Annotated in this window: 12 protein-coding genes; 4 read left to right on the top strand and 8 right to left on the bottom strand. The window is 62.5% G+C overall.

Annotation, left to right across the window (positions count from 1 at the left end; genetic code table 11):
* The first annotated feature begins 339 nt into the window (after positions 1-339).
* On the top strand, positions 340-1,113 hold the full coding sequence (locus tag AEQU_RS04755; RefSeq protein WP_022739794.1) for a hypothetical protein: 774 nt from the start codon (positions 340-342) through the stop codon (positions 1,111-1,113).
* A 445-nt stretch (positions 1,114-1,558) separates the two neighbouring features.
* Here the strand turns inward: AEQU_RS04755 and AEQU_RS04750 are convergent, their stop codons facing one another.
* Positions 1,559-2,743 carry an acyl-CoA dehydrogenase family protein gene (locus AEQU_RS04750; protein WP_022739793.1) on the bottom strand — a complete coding sequence of 395 codons (1,185 nt, stop codon included), beginning with the start codon at positions 2,741-2,743 and terminating at the stop codon, positions 1,559-1,561.
* A 118-nt stretch (positions 2,744-2,861) separates the two neighbouring features.
* Complete coding sequence (locus AEQU_RS04745) at positions 2,862-4,943, bottom strand: oxidoreductase (RefSeq protein ID WP_022739792.1); 2,082 nt, start codon at positions 4,941-4,943, stop codon at positions 2,862-2,864.
* A 412-nt stretch (positions 4,944-5,355) separates the two neighbouring features.
* On the opposite strand from AEQU_RS04745, the gene AEQU_RS04740 reads away from it, so the two are divergent.
* A complete protein-coding gene (locus AEQU_RS04740; protein ID WP_022739791.1) occupies positions 5,356-6,009 on the top strand; it encodes a TetR/AcrR family transcriptional regulator C-terminal domain-containing protein in 654 nt (217 codons plus the stop codon).
* Positions 6,010-6,161: 152 nt separating this feature from the next.
* Positions 6,162-7,376: an acyl-CoA dehydrogenase family protein gene (locus AEQU_RS04735; RefSeq protein ID WP_022739790.1), complete on the top strand. Its 1,215-nt coding sequence runs from the start codon at positions 6,162-6,164 to the stop codon at positions 7,374-7,376.
* A gap of 240 nt (positions 7,377-7,616) precedes the next feature.
* Here AEQU_RS04735 and AEQU_RS04730 read toward each other — a convergent pair whose 3' ends face one another.
* From AEQU_RS04730 to serC, 5 genes are all read right to left on the bottom strand, one after another.
* Positions 7,617-9,314 (bottom strand): AMP-binding protein, encoded by a 1,698-nt coding sequence (locus AEQU_RS04730; protein WP_022739789.1) that lies wholly within the window; start codon positions 9,312-9,314, stop codon positions 7,617-7,619.
* 15 nt (positions 9,315-9,329) lie between these two features.
* A complete protein-coding gene (locus AEQU_RS04725) occupies positions 9,330-9,908 on the bottom strand; it encodes a helix-turn-helix domain-containing protein (protein ID WP_022739788.1) in 579 nt (192 codons plus the stop codon).
* 146 nt (positions 9,909-10,054) lie between these two features.
* Positions 10,055-11,575 carry a 2-isopropylmalate synthase gene (locus AEQU_RS04720; protein WP_041714478.1) on the bottom strand — a complete coding sequence of 507 codons (1,521 nt, stop codon included), beginning with the start codon at positions 11,573-11,575 and terminating at the stop codon, positions 10,055-10,057.
* A 163-nt stretch (positions 11,576-11,738) separates the two neighbouring features.
* The gene (gene serA, locus AEQU_RS04715; protein WP_041715071.1) at positions 11,739-13,316 is read right to left on the bottom strand and encodes a phosphoglycerate dehydrogenase; all 1,578 of its coding nucleotides are present in this window, start codon (positions 13,314-13,316) and stop codon (positions 11,739-11,741) included.
* Positions 13,317-13,400: 84 nt separating this feature from the next.
* Positions 13,401-14,483: a 3-phosphoserine/phosphohydroxythreonine transaminase gene (gene serC, locus AEQU_RS04710; RefSeq protein ID WP_022739785.1), complete on the bottom strand. Its 1,083-nt coding sequence runs from the start codon at positions 14,481-14,483 to the stop codon at positions 13,401-13,403.
* Positions 14,484-14,912: 429 nt separating this feature from the next.
* Here serC and AEQU_RS04705 point away from each other — a divergent pair, with 429 nt between their 5' ends.
* Positions 14,913-15,167 (top strand): glutathione S-transferase N-terminal domain-containing protein, encoded by a 255-nt coding sequence (locus AEQU_RS04705; RefSeq protein WP_022739783.1) that lies wholly within the window; start codon positions 14,913-14,915, stop codon positions 15,165-15,167.
* On the opposite strand, the gene AEQU_RS04700 is transcribed toward AEQU_RS04705, so the two are convergent.
* Positions 15,164-16,612, bottom strand: coding sequence for a helix-turn-helix transcriptional regulator (locus AEQU_RS04700; protein WP_117282279.1), 1,449 nt, complete (start codon positions 16,610-16,612; stop codon positions 15,164-15,166). The genes AEQU_RS04705 and AEQU_RS04700 overlap by 4 nt on opposite strands.
* Positions 16,613-16,801 lie beyond the last annotated feature (189 nt).

Raw genomic sequence — 16,801 nt, 5'->3', positions numbered from 1 at the left:
GCAAGGCGGCTCGAACGACTTGGCTCCGACGCGCGGGGGCATCGGATGGTAGTGGCACCGACGCACGGGCGCGCCAGATGCTCCTTGGAAGTTTACACGATGCGCAGCGCCCCTTCTCCTAGGATTCGAAAAAGGGCCGGCGCACCGCTCGAGAGCCATTGTAGAAAAGACCGCTGCGGCATTATATAGACATATTCGTAAATCTGTCCCATTAATTCGTCCGAAATACGATCAATCTTACCAATACTTGTCCAATAGTATCCCAATTCATCGGATTCATTGATAGAATAGTCCCAGAGAAGAGATACCGCTTGAATCATTGGAAGAATCGAGGCGGCCATGCAAGTACACGTCATCCATGAAATCGACTGCTCCGTCGAGCGGATCGATCCTGCCGTCGTCGAGGCTTTCCTCGACGCCGAGCTCTCCGACGATCCCATGCTCGCCGACTCCATCTGTGCCATGGCGGACGCCATGAGCGCCGAGCTGCATCCGCGCGGGGTCTACAAGCTGTTCAATCCCGCCATCTGCACCCTGCCGCCGAAGTACACCGAGCCGGCTATCAAGCTCGTGGGCACGCTCGCGGTCCTCTACGGCAGCGCCGCCTACGAGCGCATGAGCGAGGCGGAGCACACGGCCATGGTGGTCTCCACCGTGGGCACCGACGAGGAGATCGCCTGCCTGCGGGAGCGCCTCGTGAAAAGCGACATGGACGCCCTGCTCTTCGACGCCTGCCTGGAGGCCATGGCCTCCCTGGCTGCTGACAAGCTGGCCGAGGCCGTGGCCGACGACGCCCACGAGCGCGGGCTGCACCGGGGCAGCACCCTGGAGACCGGCGTCGAGGACTTCCCCCTCACCATGAACACGACGCTCGCCTTCTTCACCCAAACCGAGAAGCGCTTGGGGCTCACCGCCGCCGAGGACGGCACGCCGTCGGATCGCTGGAGCACCTGGGGCGTCATCGGCCTGTACAACGAGACCCAGAAGAAGCGCCGAGGCTGCGCCTACTGCCACAACGTGCGCACCTGCACCATCCGCAAAATCGGCATGACCTGCCACGGCCGCCGCACCCGCAAGAAGGCAAAGCCCACCCCTTCCGCTGACCAGCAGTAATCGACCTCACGAACCTTAAAGGGCACCGACAGGTGCCCTTTTTCTGCATCTCATTTCACTGGTTCAAAGCACTCAGGATGCTGCTCGCCGCCCTCTGCGCGCGTTCCGGAAGGTGCTGATCGACGACCTCTGCGCGCCTCCAGGAGACGTCGCTCACCGCCCCCCTGCACGCGCTCCGGAAGGTGCTGATCGACGACCTCTGCGCGCCCTCCGGAGAACGCGGCCGTTAAGAAATAGCTTCCACTTCAGCAGCAACGATGCCGGGACGGTACCGACTGATGTGCGTCATCTTCGCTATTTCTTTTGCCGCGTTCGCAGGAGGAAAAAGCGCGCAGCGGGCAGCGAGCAGCACCTTCCGGAGCGCTTCCCCCAGGTCGATTCCAAGCAAAAAAGAGGGACCCGCATGCGCAGGTCCCTTCCATCCGAGTTGTATCGCAGGAGCGATTTAGATGGTCCAGAGGTAATCCGGATCCTCGGCAGCCTTGGCGTACTCCTTGAGGATGCCGCGGCCGGAGATGTGCACCATGATCTCGACGGTGCCGCCACCGATCTGGAAGCCGCGGCAGTCGAGCATGAGGCGGGAGACGCGGGTCTCGTCGGTGAAGCCGAGGCCGCCCATGAGCTGCAGGGCGCGGGAGCAGCAGTCGGTGAGCGCCGGGGCGCCGTAGCGCTTCAGCATGGCGGCGTCGTTGTTCACCGGGATGCCGTTGTCCATCTTCCAGCAGGTGCGGTACAGGAAGTTACGGGTGTTGGTGAGCTCGATCTGCATCTCGACGATGTGCTCCTGCACGAGCTGGAAAGTCTTGATGCCCTTGCCGAACTGCTGACGCTCGTTAACCCAAGCGCAGGCGTCGTCCATGGCGGCCTGAGCCTCGCCGAGCAGCTCCGCCAGAAGCACGCAGCGCTCCCACTCGAAGTTCTTCATGAGCTGCAGGAAGCCCTTGCCCTTGATGCCGAGCAGAGCGGACTCGTCAACCACGACGTCGTCGAAGATGATCTTGGAGAAGGGCATGATCTGCATGCCGATCTTGTTCAGCGGCTCGATGGTGACGCCCTTGGAGTTGGCGGGCACCAGGTACATGGACATCTCCTTGTTCTCGGCGGAGGGGTCCTCGTCCTTGCACACCACGATGAAGCCGTCGGAGTTCTCGCCGGAGGTCACCCAGGTCTTCGTGCCGTTGATGTGGATCTTGCCATCGGCGTCCTTGGTGGCGGTGGTGGTCATCCACTGGTTGGCGGAGCCGGCCTCGGGCTCGGAGATGGCCAGGCAGTACGGCGGGTAGCCGTTCTCCTTGTAGTAGTCGATGGCGTACTGGATCTGCTCCGGGGTGCCGAACTCGACCATGTCGAACATGATGAGCAGGTTGGGAGCCATGGGGATGTTGCCGCCGCAGTGGTTCAGCTCTTCGATGATCATGGCCATGGTCTGATGGTCGACGGGCTTTCCACCGTACTCCTCGGGCAGGCCGTACATTCCCCAACCGTCGTCGACCCACGCCTTGGCGATCTCGGGGGCGATGCCGCGGTTCTTATAGCCGGCGGCGATGGCCTCCTCGGTCAGGTGCTTCTTGCCCCACTCGCGAATGCCGCGCTTGATCTCGAGCTGCTGCTGGGAATAGCTGAAATCCATTTCTTCCTCCTTTAAGGAACGTTGCCTTTATTCAAAACGCCTGCGCGTTTGAACCAAATTGAGAGAGCGGGCGCCGCGCCGTTTGAACACGGCGCCCGCAACCGGGGATAAGCCCGATTTAGATGGCCATGGAGGCCTGGTAGCCGCCCTTGACGGCCTCGAGGGTGCGGTACACCTTGCCGTCGGGGGTGGTGGCGTCGCCGATGAGCTTCGCGCGCGGCCACACCTTCACGATCTCGTCGTACAGATCGGTGTTCTGCTCCACGCCGAGGGAGGTCAGCACGGTGTCGCACTCGATAAGCTGCTCCTCGCCGGTTTCGACGTTCTTCACCTTGGCGCCCTTCTTGGTCACCTCGATGAGCTCGGTGAGGGGCATCAGGTGCACGCCCTTCTTCTTGAGCAGGTTGATGGTGGGGTTCTTGTCGATGATGCCGATGCCGTTGCCGAGCTTCTTGGCCGGGTCGATCACCCAGATCTCGCGGCCGTCGCACATGGCCTCGGCCACTTCCAGGCCGGCGAAGCCGCCGCCCACGACCACCACTCGCTTGCCCACGATGGCGGTCGGGCCGCTCTTCATGTTCAGGCCCATGCGCATGAACCCGACGGTGCCGCCCTGGGCCTTGATGGCCGCCACGGCCGCCTTCCAGATCATGCCCTTGCCCTCGGGCACGATGCCGTTGCACATGGCCTTGATGTCCTCGGACTTCACGACGTTCTTGCCGTCGATGCCGGGCACGTCGATGGGGATGATGCCGCCGCCGGGCGAGACGATGACCTGGTCGGGGTTCAGGGCGCGCAGGGTGTCCACGTCGACCTTGGTGTTCAGCTTGATCTCGATGTTGGGATGAAGCTTCATCTCCTCGTTCCAGTAGGACACCAGAGGCTCGATGTTGGCGTTGAGCACCTGGGCCATGGTCAGCAGGCCGGCGAGCTTGTCGGACTTCTCAAGCACGGTCACCTTGTGCCCGCGCTCGGCCGCCACGCGGGCCGCCTCCAGGCCGCCCGGGCCGGCGCCCACGACGGCGATGTGCTGCTTCTCGGTGGCGGGCTTGTCCTGGGGCAGGCCCACTTCCACGCCCTCCCACACGTTCGCGTTCACCGAGCACTGGCAGGGCTTGCCGATGAAGATGTTGTCCAGGCAGCGGGAGCACACGATGCAGGGACGCACCTGCTCCGGACGACCCTCCTCCACCTTGCGGGCGGTGTCGGGATCGGCGATGAACTGGCGCGCCATGCCCACCGCGTCGCCGTAGCCCTCGGTGACGACCTTCTCGCACATGTCGAGCGTGTTGATGCGGGTGCCGGGGAAGACGGGCTTGCTGGTCACGGTCTTCACCTGCTTCGCGAGGTCGATGAACTCGCCCTCGGGCACGATCTGGTTGGCCACGGGGCGGGGCGCCTCGTGGAAGCCGGCCTGCACGGACCAGGCGTCAACGCCGTGGGCCTCGATGATCGGGATGAGCTCGAGGGTGTCGGCGATGCGGTTGCCGTCGGGCATGAGGTCGTCGGCGGAGATGCGCACGAGAATCGGCATGTCATCGCCGCAGGTCTTGTGAATCTCGTCGATGATCTCGCAGAGGAAGCGGGCGCGGTTCTCGGCCGATCCGCCGTACTCGTCGGTGCGGTGGTTGGAGTACTTGGAAAGGAAGCGCATCACCATGTAGCCGATGCCCGCGTGGATCTCGATGATGTCGATGCCGGCATCCTTGCAGCGGCGGGCGGCCTGGCCGTACTGCTTGACGACCTCGGCGATCTCCTCTTTGGTGTACTCGCGCTCGGGCATGCCCACGAACGGGCCGGAGGGCACGTCCTTGGAAGGAGCGTAGGACAAAAGCGGATCGTCGCCAGAGGCACGCCACTCGTAGCACAGCTGCAGCTGGGCGGCAACCTTGGATCCGTGCTTGTGGCACACCTCGGCGATGCGCTGGAAGCCGGGGATGAACTCATCGTCCCAGCATCCGCAGGCGCCGGTGGTCGTGTGGTACTTCGGCTCGGTGCCGAAGCAGTCGCACACATAGCACGACCCGATCTCGATCAGACCGGCATGGCCCTTTGCGCGCTGCTCGTAAAAGTCCACCAAGTCATCGGTCACGTGGTAGTTGTCCACCTTCTCGATGGTCATCGGCAGCATCACGAAACGGTTGCGCAGCTCGACATTGCCGATCTTAAACGGCTCCACCAGTTTCTGGTACTTCGCCACGGCTAAACTCCTTTCAATTACTTCCCCACAGGTTTCAAGGGTATTAGGTATGATTTCAGGCTTTTGACCATGTTGCCTTCTCATGATCCTTGTATTTGGAAATCTCTACCCAATTTGACTTGCTTTGTCCGCCTTTCGAAGCGCCGACCGAGCTGAAGTCTCCTCGTGACTCTTATTCTACGGAGATTGCTTTGCTTTACGATGGACAGATTTATCTATCTGTGTAGTACTTCATAGGCAAATCTTCATCATCCATAGGCATTTGCCGCATAAGTGGCCGTTTTGACCCCGTTAAATAGGCGCAACTAACCGAGTCATCGGCAATTCCATTGCCCATTCCGTTTTATCTGTCCCATATTTCTTCGAAAGATCCTATAATGAGCGCAACGGAAGAGAATCGAAGGAGGAACCCATGAACGCGCTTTCCACCATGTTGCTCATCTCCGACGCCTTTGTGGAGCTGTGCGACGAGATGCCCCTGCGCAAGGTGTCCATCAGCGATATCGTCGAGCGCACGGGGAAGAACCGCAAGACCTTCTACTACCACTTCGAGAACAAGGACCGCCTCATCATCTGGATCTTCCGCTACGACATGGGCCAGTGCCTCAAGCAGCACTTCTCCGAGTCGGTGCTCCTCTACGACGATAACCCGGAGGATCCCACCTCGCGATTCCCCTACTATATTACCCAGAAGTCCGGCGTGCGCTCGCTCGACCACGCCGAGTTCTTCCAGTGCTTCGCCGAGGTGCTGGAGGGACGCCGCAACTTCTACCGCCAGGCGCTCGTGGACAACGGCCCCTACTCGCTGCGCAACTACCTGTACGCGCTGTACCTTGAGGCCATGAAGCGGGACATCGACATCATTTTGTCCAACCGCTACCTGCCGAAGGAAAACATCGACTTTCTGGCCGAGTTCTACACCTGTGCCTTCCTCTACTACTACATCCGCCGCTGCGACGCCCGCGGCGTCGAGTCCATCGGCGGTCAGGCCGGCCCCTTCGCCAACATCATCCACAGCTCCCTTGAAAACGAGATCAAGGAAGCCCAGATGCGGCGCAATTTGTAGAAGTAGGCCCCTTCCATAGCTTTTGCCTATTTTCCATTGGAAATTTTCGGGCGGTTTCTATTGGACGAACCTCAAGACGGGCTGTCAAACTGTTCATCAGGGTATACGCGCCCGCGCGCGATGGCACGGGCACACGATCACGAGGAGGCTTTATGGGCAAGTTAACCGACGAGGAGTTCCGTGATTTCCTGAAGACCTGCCGCGAGCTGGCGGAAGGCCCCTTCGAGGAGATGCAGCGTGAGGTGGAGGTCACCAACAAGTTCCCGCAGGAGTTCATCGACCTGGCCCGCGAGAACAACCTGTACCGCTACGCGCTGCCCGAGGAATACGGCGGATGGGGCTTCACCGAGAAGGAGATCCTGCAGGTGCAGGAGGAGTTCTCGCGCGGCCCGGGCGGCATGCGCATGCACCTGCACTACGCCGCCGACCTGAACTGGCGCATCCTGGACGACTACGGCTGCGACGAGCTGAAGGCCGCCTACATGGACAAGTTCGCTGACAAGACCATCTTCACCTGCTTCGCGCTCACCGAGCAGACCGGCGGCACCGGCGCCGACGTGCACACCACCGCCGTGAAGGACGCGGATGGGAATTACATTCTGAACGGCGAGAAGTGGCTCATCTCTCACACCGACGTGGCCCAGTTCGCCTACGTCATCGCCGTGACCGACCCCGACAAGGAGGGCGACGAGCGCCTCTCCGCCTTCTTCGTGCCCATGGATGCCGAGGGCTTCGAGCTCGTGGACATGCCGCACATGATGGGCTGCCGCGGCGCGGGGCACGCCGGCTTCAAAATGACCGACGTGAAGCTCGAGCCGAAGTACCTGCTTGGCAAGGAAGGCCAGGGCATGGAAGTGGCCATGCACTCGCTGGCCATCTCCCGCGTGCACATCGCCGACTCGAACCTCGGCATGTGCCAGCGCATGCTGGAGATGTCGCTGGCCCGGGCGCGCGACCGCGTGACCTTCGGTAAGACCATCAACACGCGCCAGGCCATCAAGATGAAGCTGGCCGACATGGCCACGGCCACCCACGCCCTGCGCTGCATGATCATCGATTTCGCCGAGGACTACGACCGCGACCCGCACAACCCCTACATCGCCGAGAAGGCGGCCATGTGCAAGCTGTTCTCCATCGAGGCAGTGAAGAAGGTCTCCGACGAGATGCTGGAGATCTTCGGCGGCGACGGCTACTTCGAGGACTCGCCTTACGGCCCCACCGAGCGCCTCTACCGCGACTGCCGGGCGCTGTGGCTGGAGGAGGGCTCCCCCACCATCCAGCGCATCACCATCGCCCGCGAGCTGGAGCGCCACGACGGCGTCGTGGAATACCCGGCCCTCGACTGGATCGCCGGCACCGACCTGTAGGCACCGAACGGCAGCCATCCCCCCTTCACGAGCAAGGCCCTGCGACGCAAATCGCAGGGCCTTTTGCATGAAAACGATTGCTTGATCCGATTTCCCCGTAGGGGCTGACCTCGGTCAGCCCTCCCCTGGTAAGTTAAATTCGCTTGAGGAGGGGCGACCAAGGTCGCCCCCTACGGGATCGGCCGGATGGGGTGCAGCCTCGCGGGGCGAAGTGGAACCCCCGCGCGTTTCGCCATTCCCCTACTGCCCCGACTTCACCAGCTCTTCGGCCATCTCGCGGAGCTTGAACTTCTGCACCTTCATGGAGGGGGTCATGGGGAAATCGTCCACGAAGAAGACGCGCTTGGGCACCTTGTAGCGGGCGATGCGCGGGATGGCGTAGGCGCGCACGTCGTCCTCGGTCATATCCTCGAAGCCGGGGCGCACCCGGATGAACGCGCCGACGATCTCGCCGAGCTTCGCGTCGGGGATGCCCACCACCTGGGCGTCCAGCACGCCGGGCATGGTGAGCAGGAAGTTCTCCACCTCGAGCGGGTAGATGTTCTCGCCGCCGCGGATGATCATGTCCTTGATGCGGCCCGTGACGCGGAAGTAGCCGTCCTCGTCCACGGTGCCCATGTCGCCGGAGTGCAAAAAACCGTTCGCATCGATGGCCTTGGCCGTCTCCTCGGGCATCTTGTAGTAGCCCTTCATGACGTTGTAGCCCTTGCAGCACAGCTCCCCGTGCTCCCCCGGCGCGCAGATGTGGCCGTCGTTCACGTCCAGCACGCGCACTTCCACCGGGGGGTGCGCCCGGCCCACGGTCTCGCACTTGTGGGGGATGTCGTCGTCCACGGAGGTCTGGGTGAACACCGGGCTCGTCTCCGTAAGGCCGTAGCAGATGGTCACGTCCCGCATGTTCATGCGCTCCATGACCTCGCGCATGGTCTCGGGCGGGCACGGGCTGCCGGCCATGATGCCCGTGCGCAGATGCGACAGGTCGAAGGAGTCGAAGTCCGGGTGGTTCAGCTCGGCGATGAACATGGTGGGCACGCCGTAGACCGCCGTCGCCTTCTCCTTGTCGAGGGCCTGAAGCACCAGCTCGGCGTTGAACTCCTCCACGATGAGCATGGTGCAGCGGTGGGTGAGACAGGCCATGACCCCCAGCACGCAGCCGAAGCAGTGGAAGAACGGCACCGGCAGGCACACACGGTCTTCGGCGCCGAGCTTCTGTCCCTCGCCGATGTAGAAGCCGTTGTTCAGAATGTTGCGATGGGTGAGCATGACGCCCTTGGGGAAGCCCGTGGTGCCGCTCGTGTACTGCATCATGACCACGTCGTTGTTGTCGAACTGGCCCTGGGCCCATTCCAGGGAGCTGTCCGGCTTGTGCTGGCCGAGCAGCAGAAGTTCCGGCACGCTGTAGAAGCCGCGGTGCTTCTCGGGCCCCATGTAGATGAGGTTCTCGAGGAAGGGGTACTCCTCGGAATGGAGGAAGCCGCGCTGCACATTCAGCGACTCGGGCACCAGATCGCGGATGATCTGCAGGTAGTCCACATCGCGGTAGGCATCGATCACGCAGAGCGCCTTCATGTCCGACTGCTTCAGCACGTAGTCGAGCTCGTGGGACTTGTACACCGGGTTCACCGTGACCATGACCACGCCGATCTTCGCGGAGGCGTACATGAAGGTGAGCCAGTCGGGGATGTTGCGCGCCCACACGCCCAAATGATCGCCCGGCTTCATGCCGATGGCCAAGAGGCCCTTAGCCAAAGCATCGGTGCGCTCGTCGAAGTCCTTGTAGGTCCAGCGCAGGTCGCGGTCCGGGTACACGACGAACTCGTGATCGGGATCGATCGCCACCTGCTGCTTCAAGTAGGCGCCGATAGTCAGCTCCGAGTGCAGCGGATAATCGGGAGACCCGGGAACGGGGGCGTCAGTGGTCTTGTTCTCTTCCGTCATAGATCCCTCCCCCGCTTAGAACGGCGTATATACGCACGCCAAGAACTTCGCGTTTTGCCCATTGTGCGCGCGCACCTGGTGGGGCACGATGGAATCGTAGTAGATGGACTCGCCGGGGCCGAGCACGTAGGTCTCGTTGCCGTACTCGATCTCGATCTCACCCTCCATGCCGTAGAGCCACTCCTCCCCTTCATGGGAATCCAGCTTGTGCGTGGCCTCGCCGGTGGGGCTCACGGTGATGATGAACGGGTCCATATGACGGGAGGGACGGCCCGCGGCCAGGCTGAAGTAGGACAGGTCGCCGGCATCCTTGGCAGTCTGGAGCGATTTCACGCGCTCCACTTCCTCCATCTGATCGGTGCTGATGTAGGCGGGCCCGTAGGTCTCATCGTCATCCATGAGGGTGCCCAGACGCACGCCGAGGGCGCGGGTGAGCTTGATCAGCGGCGCCAGGGACGGCGGCACCTCGCCGGCCTCCAGCTTCTCGATGACCGTCACGTCGCAACCGCAACGGTCGGCCAGATCCTGGCAGGTCAGATGATGCGCCTCGCGCAGCGTGGTGATCTTGCGCCCGAGCTTGTTGTCCTCAGCCATAACGTGCCTCCTTGAAATTCGATATCGCACTATTTTACTTGAGGACGGAAAAGGGAAATAAAGAAGCCGATGAGATGTCCCATCGGCTTCGGTGAACGTAACGCCAGGCACGCTCTTCGGCAACGCCCTTAGAGACGAGGCCTCCTTTAGCGCTTCTCGGCGAGCAGTCGGTTGAGCGCGTTCAAGTAGGCCTTCGCCGAGCTGACGATGATGTCGCCATCGGCCCCGCGGCCCACATACACCTCGCCGCCGGCGGCCTTCACGCGCACGGTCACCTCGCCGAGCGCGTCGATGCCGCGGGTCACGGCGTTCACGGCGAACTCGGACAGGTCGTTGTCGACCTGCACGATCTGATCGATGGCCTTGTACACCGCATCGATCGGGCCGGCGCCCCAATCGCACACCGTCCGCACGTCGCCCTCGGGCCCGCGCAGGGTCACCGTGGCCGTGGGCTTCAAGGGGAAGCCGCAGCTGACCTGCACGCCCTCCAGCGTGTAGATGGCGCACTCCTCGCGATCGCGCTCGTTCACGAGCGCTTCCAGATCCTCGTCGTAGACTTCCTTCTTCTTGTCGGCCACATCGAGGAAGGCGTTGTAGAGGCGGTCGAGCTCCTCGCCCTCGTACTCGTAGCCGAGTTCCTCCAGGCGGTGCTTCAAGGCCGCATGTCCGCTGCGGGCCGTCAGCACGATCTGGCTCTGGCCCACGCCCACCTCGGCCGGATCGATGATCTCGTAGGTGTCGCGCTTCTTCAGCACACCGTCCTGGTGGATGCCCGAGGAATGGGCGAAGGCGTTGGCGCCCACGATGGCCTTGTTGGCCTGCACGTTCATGCCGGTGATGGAGCTGACCAAGCGGCTCGCCTTGATGAACTCGCGGGTGTTGATGTCGGTGTGCGCATCGAGCTCCTCGCCGTGCATGCGCATGGCCATGACCACTTCCTCCATGGCCGTGTTGCCCGCGCGCTCGCCGAGGCCGTTGATGGTGCACTCGATCTGCGTGGCCCCGTTGCGCACGCCGGCCAGCGACAGCGCCGTGGCCATGCCCAAGTCGTTGTGGCAGTGCACCGACACGGTGACATCGTCGATGCCGGCCACGTTGTCCATGAGGTACTTGATGCGCGCGCCGAAGTCCTCCGGCAGCGAGTAGCCCGTGGTGTCCGGGATGTTCACCACCGTGGCCCCCGCCTTGATGACCGCCTCGATGACCCACGCGAGGAACGCGAAGTCCGACCGGCCCGCGTCCTCGGCGTAGAACTGCACGTCTTCCACGTACTTCTTGGCGTAGCTGACCGCATGCACCGCTCGCTCGATGCACTCGTCCTCGGTGATGCGCAGCTTGTCGCGCATGTGCGAGGGCGACACGCCGATGCCGGTGTGGATGCGGGGACGCTTCGCAAACTTCAGCGCATCGGCCGCCGAGTCGATGTCCTTGTCCACGGCGCGGGTGAGCGCGCACACCACGGCCGCGTCGCCGGCCAGCTCGGAGATGCGGCGCACCGACTCGAAGTCGCCGGGGCTTGAGATGGGAAAGCCGGCCTCGATGACATCGACGTTCAGGCGAAGGAGCTGGCGGGCGATGACGAGCTTCTCCTCCGTGTTCATAGAGGCGCCCGGCGACTGCTCGCCGTCGCGCAGCGTGGTATCGAAGATGTCGATCTTGCGTGTCATGCCGTCCTTCTTTCTTCTTTTCTTCTTCCGACAGTTCGCGCCCGAGACGCGGACATAGTTGACCGAAAGCATCATAGCAAAAACCAGCGGCGCCCCCGTTAAGAGGCGCCGCTGGACACGGTTAAATCTTTCTATAGCCCGACATCGGAGCCGTCGATGGCCGCTACAAGGTGATCTTCCACAGGTTGCGCAGATCGATGGCCCCGCGCAGGCGGTCGAGCACCGCTTCGGACACGTCCCCCTCGACATTCATGTACACGAGCGCGCAGGACTCCTCCGGCTTGGTGCCGATCTGCATCGTGGTGATGTTGGCCGCAGCGTCGCCCAGAATGGTGCCGATAACGCCGATGCGGCCGGGCGCGTCCACATACTCGAACACAAGCGACGTGGTCGCCGGCGCGATATCGATCTTGTAGCCCATGAGCGAGATGATGCGGGGCGTGTGCTCCGTGCCGAACAGCGTCGCCGCCACCTCCACCTCGTCGGCCACGATGCGCACCGAGGAGGCGTACTCGCCGGCATCGCGCACCGAGGCGGTCGTGACGGAAATGCCGTGCTGGGAGGCCACCGACTCGGCGTTGGCCGCCGAGAAGGCCCCGAGGCGCCGGTAGGACAGGCCGCCGTCGAGCACCGCCGCGAGCAGCGGCGCCGGGTCGGCATCGGCCAGGCCGCCGGCCAGCTCCACCTTCAGGCTCTTCGGCGTGTGACCGAGAATCTGGCTGGCCATCGATCCCATCATTTTGCAGGCGTGCACGTAGGGGCCGATGGCGTCGAAGACCTCCGGCGGCAGCGGCGAGAGGTTCACCGCCGTGGCCACCATGCCGCCCTCCAGGCCCGCTTCCACGTACTCGGCGATCTGGGTGGAGGCGCGCCGCTGGGCCTCGTGGGTCATGGGAGAGAGATGCGGCGTCAGAATGGCGTTCTCGAACTCGTGCAAGGGCGAGTCGGTGCAGGGCTCGGCCTCGAAGGAGTCCACAGCCACGGCCGCGATCTTGCCGGCGGCCACGAAATCGGCCAGGGCGTCCATGTTGAAGATGCCGCCACGGGCCGCGTTCACGAGCACGACCCCGTCCTTCATGGCGGCGAACTCGTCGGCGCCGAACATGCCGAGCGTGCTCACCGTGCGGGGCAGGTGCACCGTGATGAAGTCGGCCTGGGCGAGCACCGGCGCCATGTCGTCGTAAAGCGTGACGCCCAGATGCAGGGCGCGCTCGGGCGAGCAGTAGGGGTCGTGCCCGATGAGGTTCATGCCGAAGGCCGCGGCCCGCTCGGCCACAAGGCCGCCGACGCGTCCCAAACCGAAGATGGCGAGCGTCTTGCCGAACAGCTCGCTGCCCATGAAATCGGCGCGCCGCCACTGGCCCTCGTGCATGGACGCACTTGCCTCGGGAATGTGGCGCGCGGCGGCAAGCAGGAGCGCCATGGTGTGCTCGGCGGCCGAGATGACGTTCGAATTCGGCGCGTTGCACACGATGACGCCGCGCTCGGAGGCGGCCTCGATATCGATGTTGTCCACCGTCACGCCCGCGCGCCCGATGATCTTCAGGTTCTCCGCGGCATCGAGCAGCGAAGAGTCGACCACCGTGTTCGGATGCACAATGAGCGCGTCGTAGGGGGCGATGGCAGAGGCGAGCTCCTCGGCCGTGGGATCGATGAGCATGTCAACTTCATAGCCGTGCTCGGTGAGCGAATCGATGCCTTCCTGCACCAAGTCCTCGGTAACCAGGATCTTCTTCGTCATGAGCGCCACCTTCCGCATTCGTCGCCCTCGCAGGGCTTCCGCTTTATCACGGGGAGGCTGGCGCCTCCCCCTTTTGTTTGGTCGTTAACCGTTGTTCTTCTCGAACTCGGCCATGAAGGCGACGAGCGCCTCGACGCCGGCCTTGGGCATGGCATTGTAGATGCTCGCGCGCATGCCGCCCACCGAGCGATGGCCCTTGATGGACTCGATGCCGTGGGACTTCGCCTCGGCCACGAACAGCGCATCCAGCTCGTCGGATCCCGTGACGAAGGGCACGTTCATGAGCGAGCGATCCTCCTTGCGGGCGGTGCCGCGGAACAGCTTGCTCTGGTCGAGGTAGTCGTACAAGATGGCGGCCTTCTCCTTGTTGCGCTCGGCCATAGCGGACAGGCCGCCCATCTCCTTCAGCCACTTGAACACAAGGCCGCAGATGTAGATGCCGTACGCCGGCGGGGTGTTCGACAGCGACTTCGCCTTCGCCTGGGTGGTGTAGCGCATGATGGTGGGCGTGAAGGGCAGCACATCCTCGCGCACCAGATCGTCGCGCACGATGACGATGGTCACGCCGGCGGGACCTATGTTCTTCTGCACGCCGCCGTAGATGAGGCCGAACTTCGACACGTCCATCGGCTCGGAGAGGAACATCGAGCTCACATCAGTGACCAGCGGAATGTCACCGGTTTCGGGCAGCGTGTGGTACGTGGTGCCGTAGATGGTCTCGTTCTGGCAGATGTACACGTAGTCGGCCTCAGGGTCGAACTCGAGGCCGGCCACGTCGGGCACGTAGGAGAAGTTCTCGTCCTCGGAAGAGGCCACGCAGCGCGCCTCGCCGTAGAGCTTCGCCTCTTTCCAGGCCTTCTTCGACCAGGAGCCGGACACGATGTAGTCGGCCTTCTTGTTCTGCATGAGGTTCATCGGGACGGCCGCGAACTGCTGGGTGGCGCCGCCCTGCAGGAAGAGCACCTGGTAGTTGTCGGGAATCTGCAGAAGCTCGCGCAGGTCGGCCTCGGCCGTCTCGATGATGTTCGCGAAGGGCTTGGAGCGATGGCTCATCTCCATGACGGACATGCCGGTGCCATCGTAGTCGAGCATCTCGGCGGCCGCCTGGCGCAGCACCTCCTCGGGAAGCACAGCGGGACCGGCGGAAAAGTTGTAGACCCTAGCCATGAGGCGATTCTCCTTCGTCGCACGCCCGAAGCCCCTGCGGCGGCGCCGATGCGCCCCGTCCTGCGTCATGCCCCGAGCAGCCGTCAGTTACTCGGCCATTGTAACCCCATATGCGAGCCGCGCCCTCAACATAAGAGCCGAGCGGTTCAACAGCCTGGGGCGTTTCGCCTCCGGCACGCAAACTGTATGAGAGCACTTTTGCCTTTTTTGGACAAAACATGCCCCGAGTGAACGCTTCGACGGCTCAAAGAGGCAGAAAAGCCATGGTTACACTTCGGCGAAGAAGGGTGTCCTCTCGTTTTTTAGCGCGAAACGACTATTAGAATGGAATCGGAGCGGATCGCGTGTTCACTCGGGGCACATTTTGTCCAAAAATCCCGAGAGTGCTCACCGATGTGACCGTCAACACCAGCGAAGAAAGGACTGTTCATGTACTTCGACAACATGGTTCTCTACTACAAGCCCACCTGCCCCTTCTGCCACAGGGTGCTCGCCTTCATGGAAGAGGAGGATATCGCCATGCCCATGCGTGACACCCTGGAGCCCGGCGTAAAGGACGACCTCGTCCGCATCGCGGGAAAAGGCCAGGTGCCGTGCCTGGTGGTGGACGGCGTCCCGATGTTCGAATCCGACGATATCATCCGCTTCCTCGGCGACCTCATCTTGGAGCGCGAAGAGGACTAACGGCCAGCGGGCCGCTCTCCCACCAGAGCATAGAGCTCGTCTCGACTGTGCACACCCAGCTTCTGATAGATGCGCTGGGTGTGCGATTTCAATGTTCCCCCCGCAATGCAAAGCTCGCGCTCGATGGACGCTGGACTCTTTCCCAGAGCGATTAGCTGGAACACCTCGCTCTCACGCGGGCTGAGGTGATACGCCTCAGCGATGACCGCACAGCGGCTGAGCAGGCGCTCGCGGGCGCTTCCCCCACTTGAAACCGACCCCACGCCGAACAGCGCCGCGCCCCACTGCTTCCTCTCGACCCCGAACAACACGATAGCACTCACGGCAATCACCACAGCGATGAGCACCACGCGAATCGTATCGGTTCCACCTTCCGCACCTGTTCCTGCGTCGAACAACGGCGCCACCTTGTGCCCCGCCACCATGAACATCGACATAAGCTCCTCAATGCCGCAGAGCACGAGCACCGACACGCCGAAACGATGGGCTATGTCACAGAGCAAAATGGTAAGGATCAAAAACATAAGACCATAGCCCAGCGCAACGAGGAATTCCGAGAATGCCCCCTTCTGTCCCATGGACAGAAACGCAGCAAGCAATCCGCAGGCTACGAACAGAAACGGCGTACGGAACATGAGGGCCAAATCGAAGCGGTGTGACAGAAAAAACGCCGCAACGAACAAGCCTCCCGCAGCCAAAAGAGTTCCCAACAGGTACATCGTCCCTTCATCGGCTCCAAGCGTTGCCTCGTTGAATCCTAAGACGAACTCATATACGCCCAGTACGGCCACAAGCCGCCAGGGGAAGCGCACCGTCCCCCATGTCGAGGCAGGCCTATCCTCTCGAGGAATAGACGAGAAAGCCACGTTGAGGCAGCCGACCGACGCCAGGGGGAGCAGCGCGAGCACTACTGCGGCACGAGCACCTTCTGCATCTTGGAACAGCCATCCCAGAAGATCGCCCAAGAAAAAACTTCCGCTCACATACAGAACGATGCGCAGCGTGTTCAAGCAGCTTTCCAGTTCCGCCCAAAGCAAAATGTGCACGGCTGTGCCCACCCCTCCGAGCACCAGCCCCGCAACGAGCAGCGCCCGAGAGCCGCAACCCGCACCTTGGCAGAGAGCCGACGCAATCATGAGAAATGTGGCACCGACGACTACCGGGCGGCGCTCCCACAGCGGCGCAAGACGGCGAGCAAGCAGCACCCCGGCGAGAAAAACCACCACCATCGTAAGACTCAGAATGTCTTGGCCCTTCCATGCACTTTCGCCAAAGACTTGGGCGGCGCGCAAAAAGGAGAGGTCGTTGAACGCCCTAACGAAGGCGAAACCGAATAACGGCATCGACAGGTAGCCAAGCTCGCGCAGGCGGCGGTGAAGCGGCGATGACAGAGCCTCGCCCTTTGAGCGCTGTGAGCCTTCTAGATGTCTTCCTTGGTTTGCCATGGCCTCATTGTAGCGTACCAAGTCGCGCCCGTTGAGTGCGATATGCGAGAGAATCGTCTTGGTCGCGATAGGTACTGCAACGTGTTTCTCCTGATCAATAATGGGTTACATAAGACGGGTTACAAAGTTACTCCTCTGATTTTCCCTAAGCCGATGGCAAGCGTGCGTCCCTTCGGTAGGGTTTGCCTT

Source organism: Adlercreutzia equolifaciens DSM 19450 (assembly GCF_000478885.1).
GTDB classification, from domain to species: Bacteria; Actinomycetota; Coriobacteriia; order Coriobacteriales; family Eggerthellaceae; genus Adlercreutzia; species Adlercreutzia equolifaciens.
The sequence above is the reverse complement of the archived record's forward strand: the minus strand, read 5'-3'. Positions and strand labels throughout refer to the sequence as shown.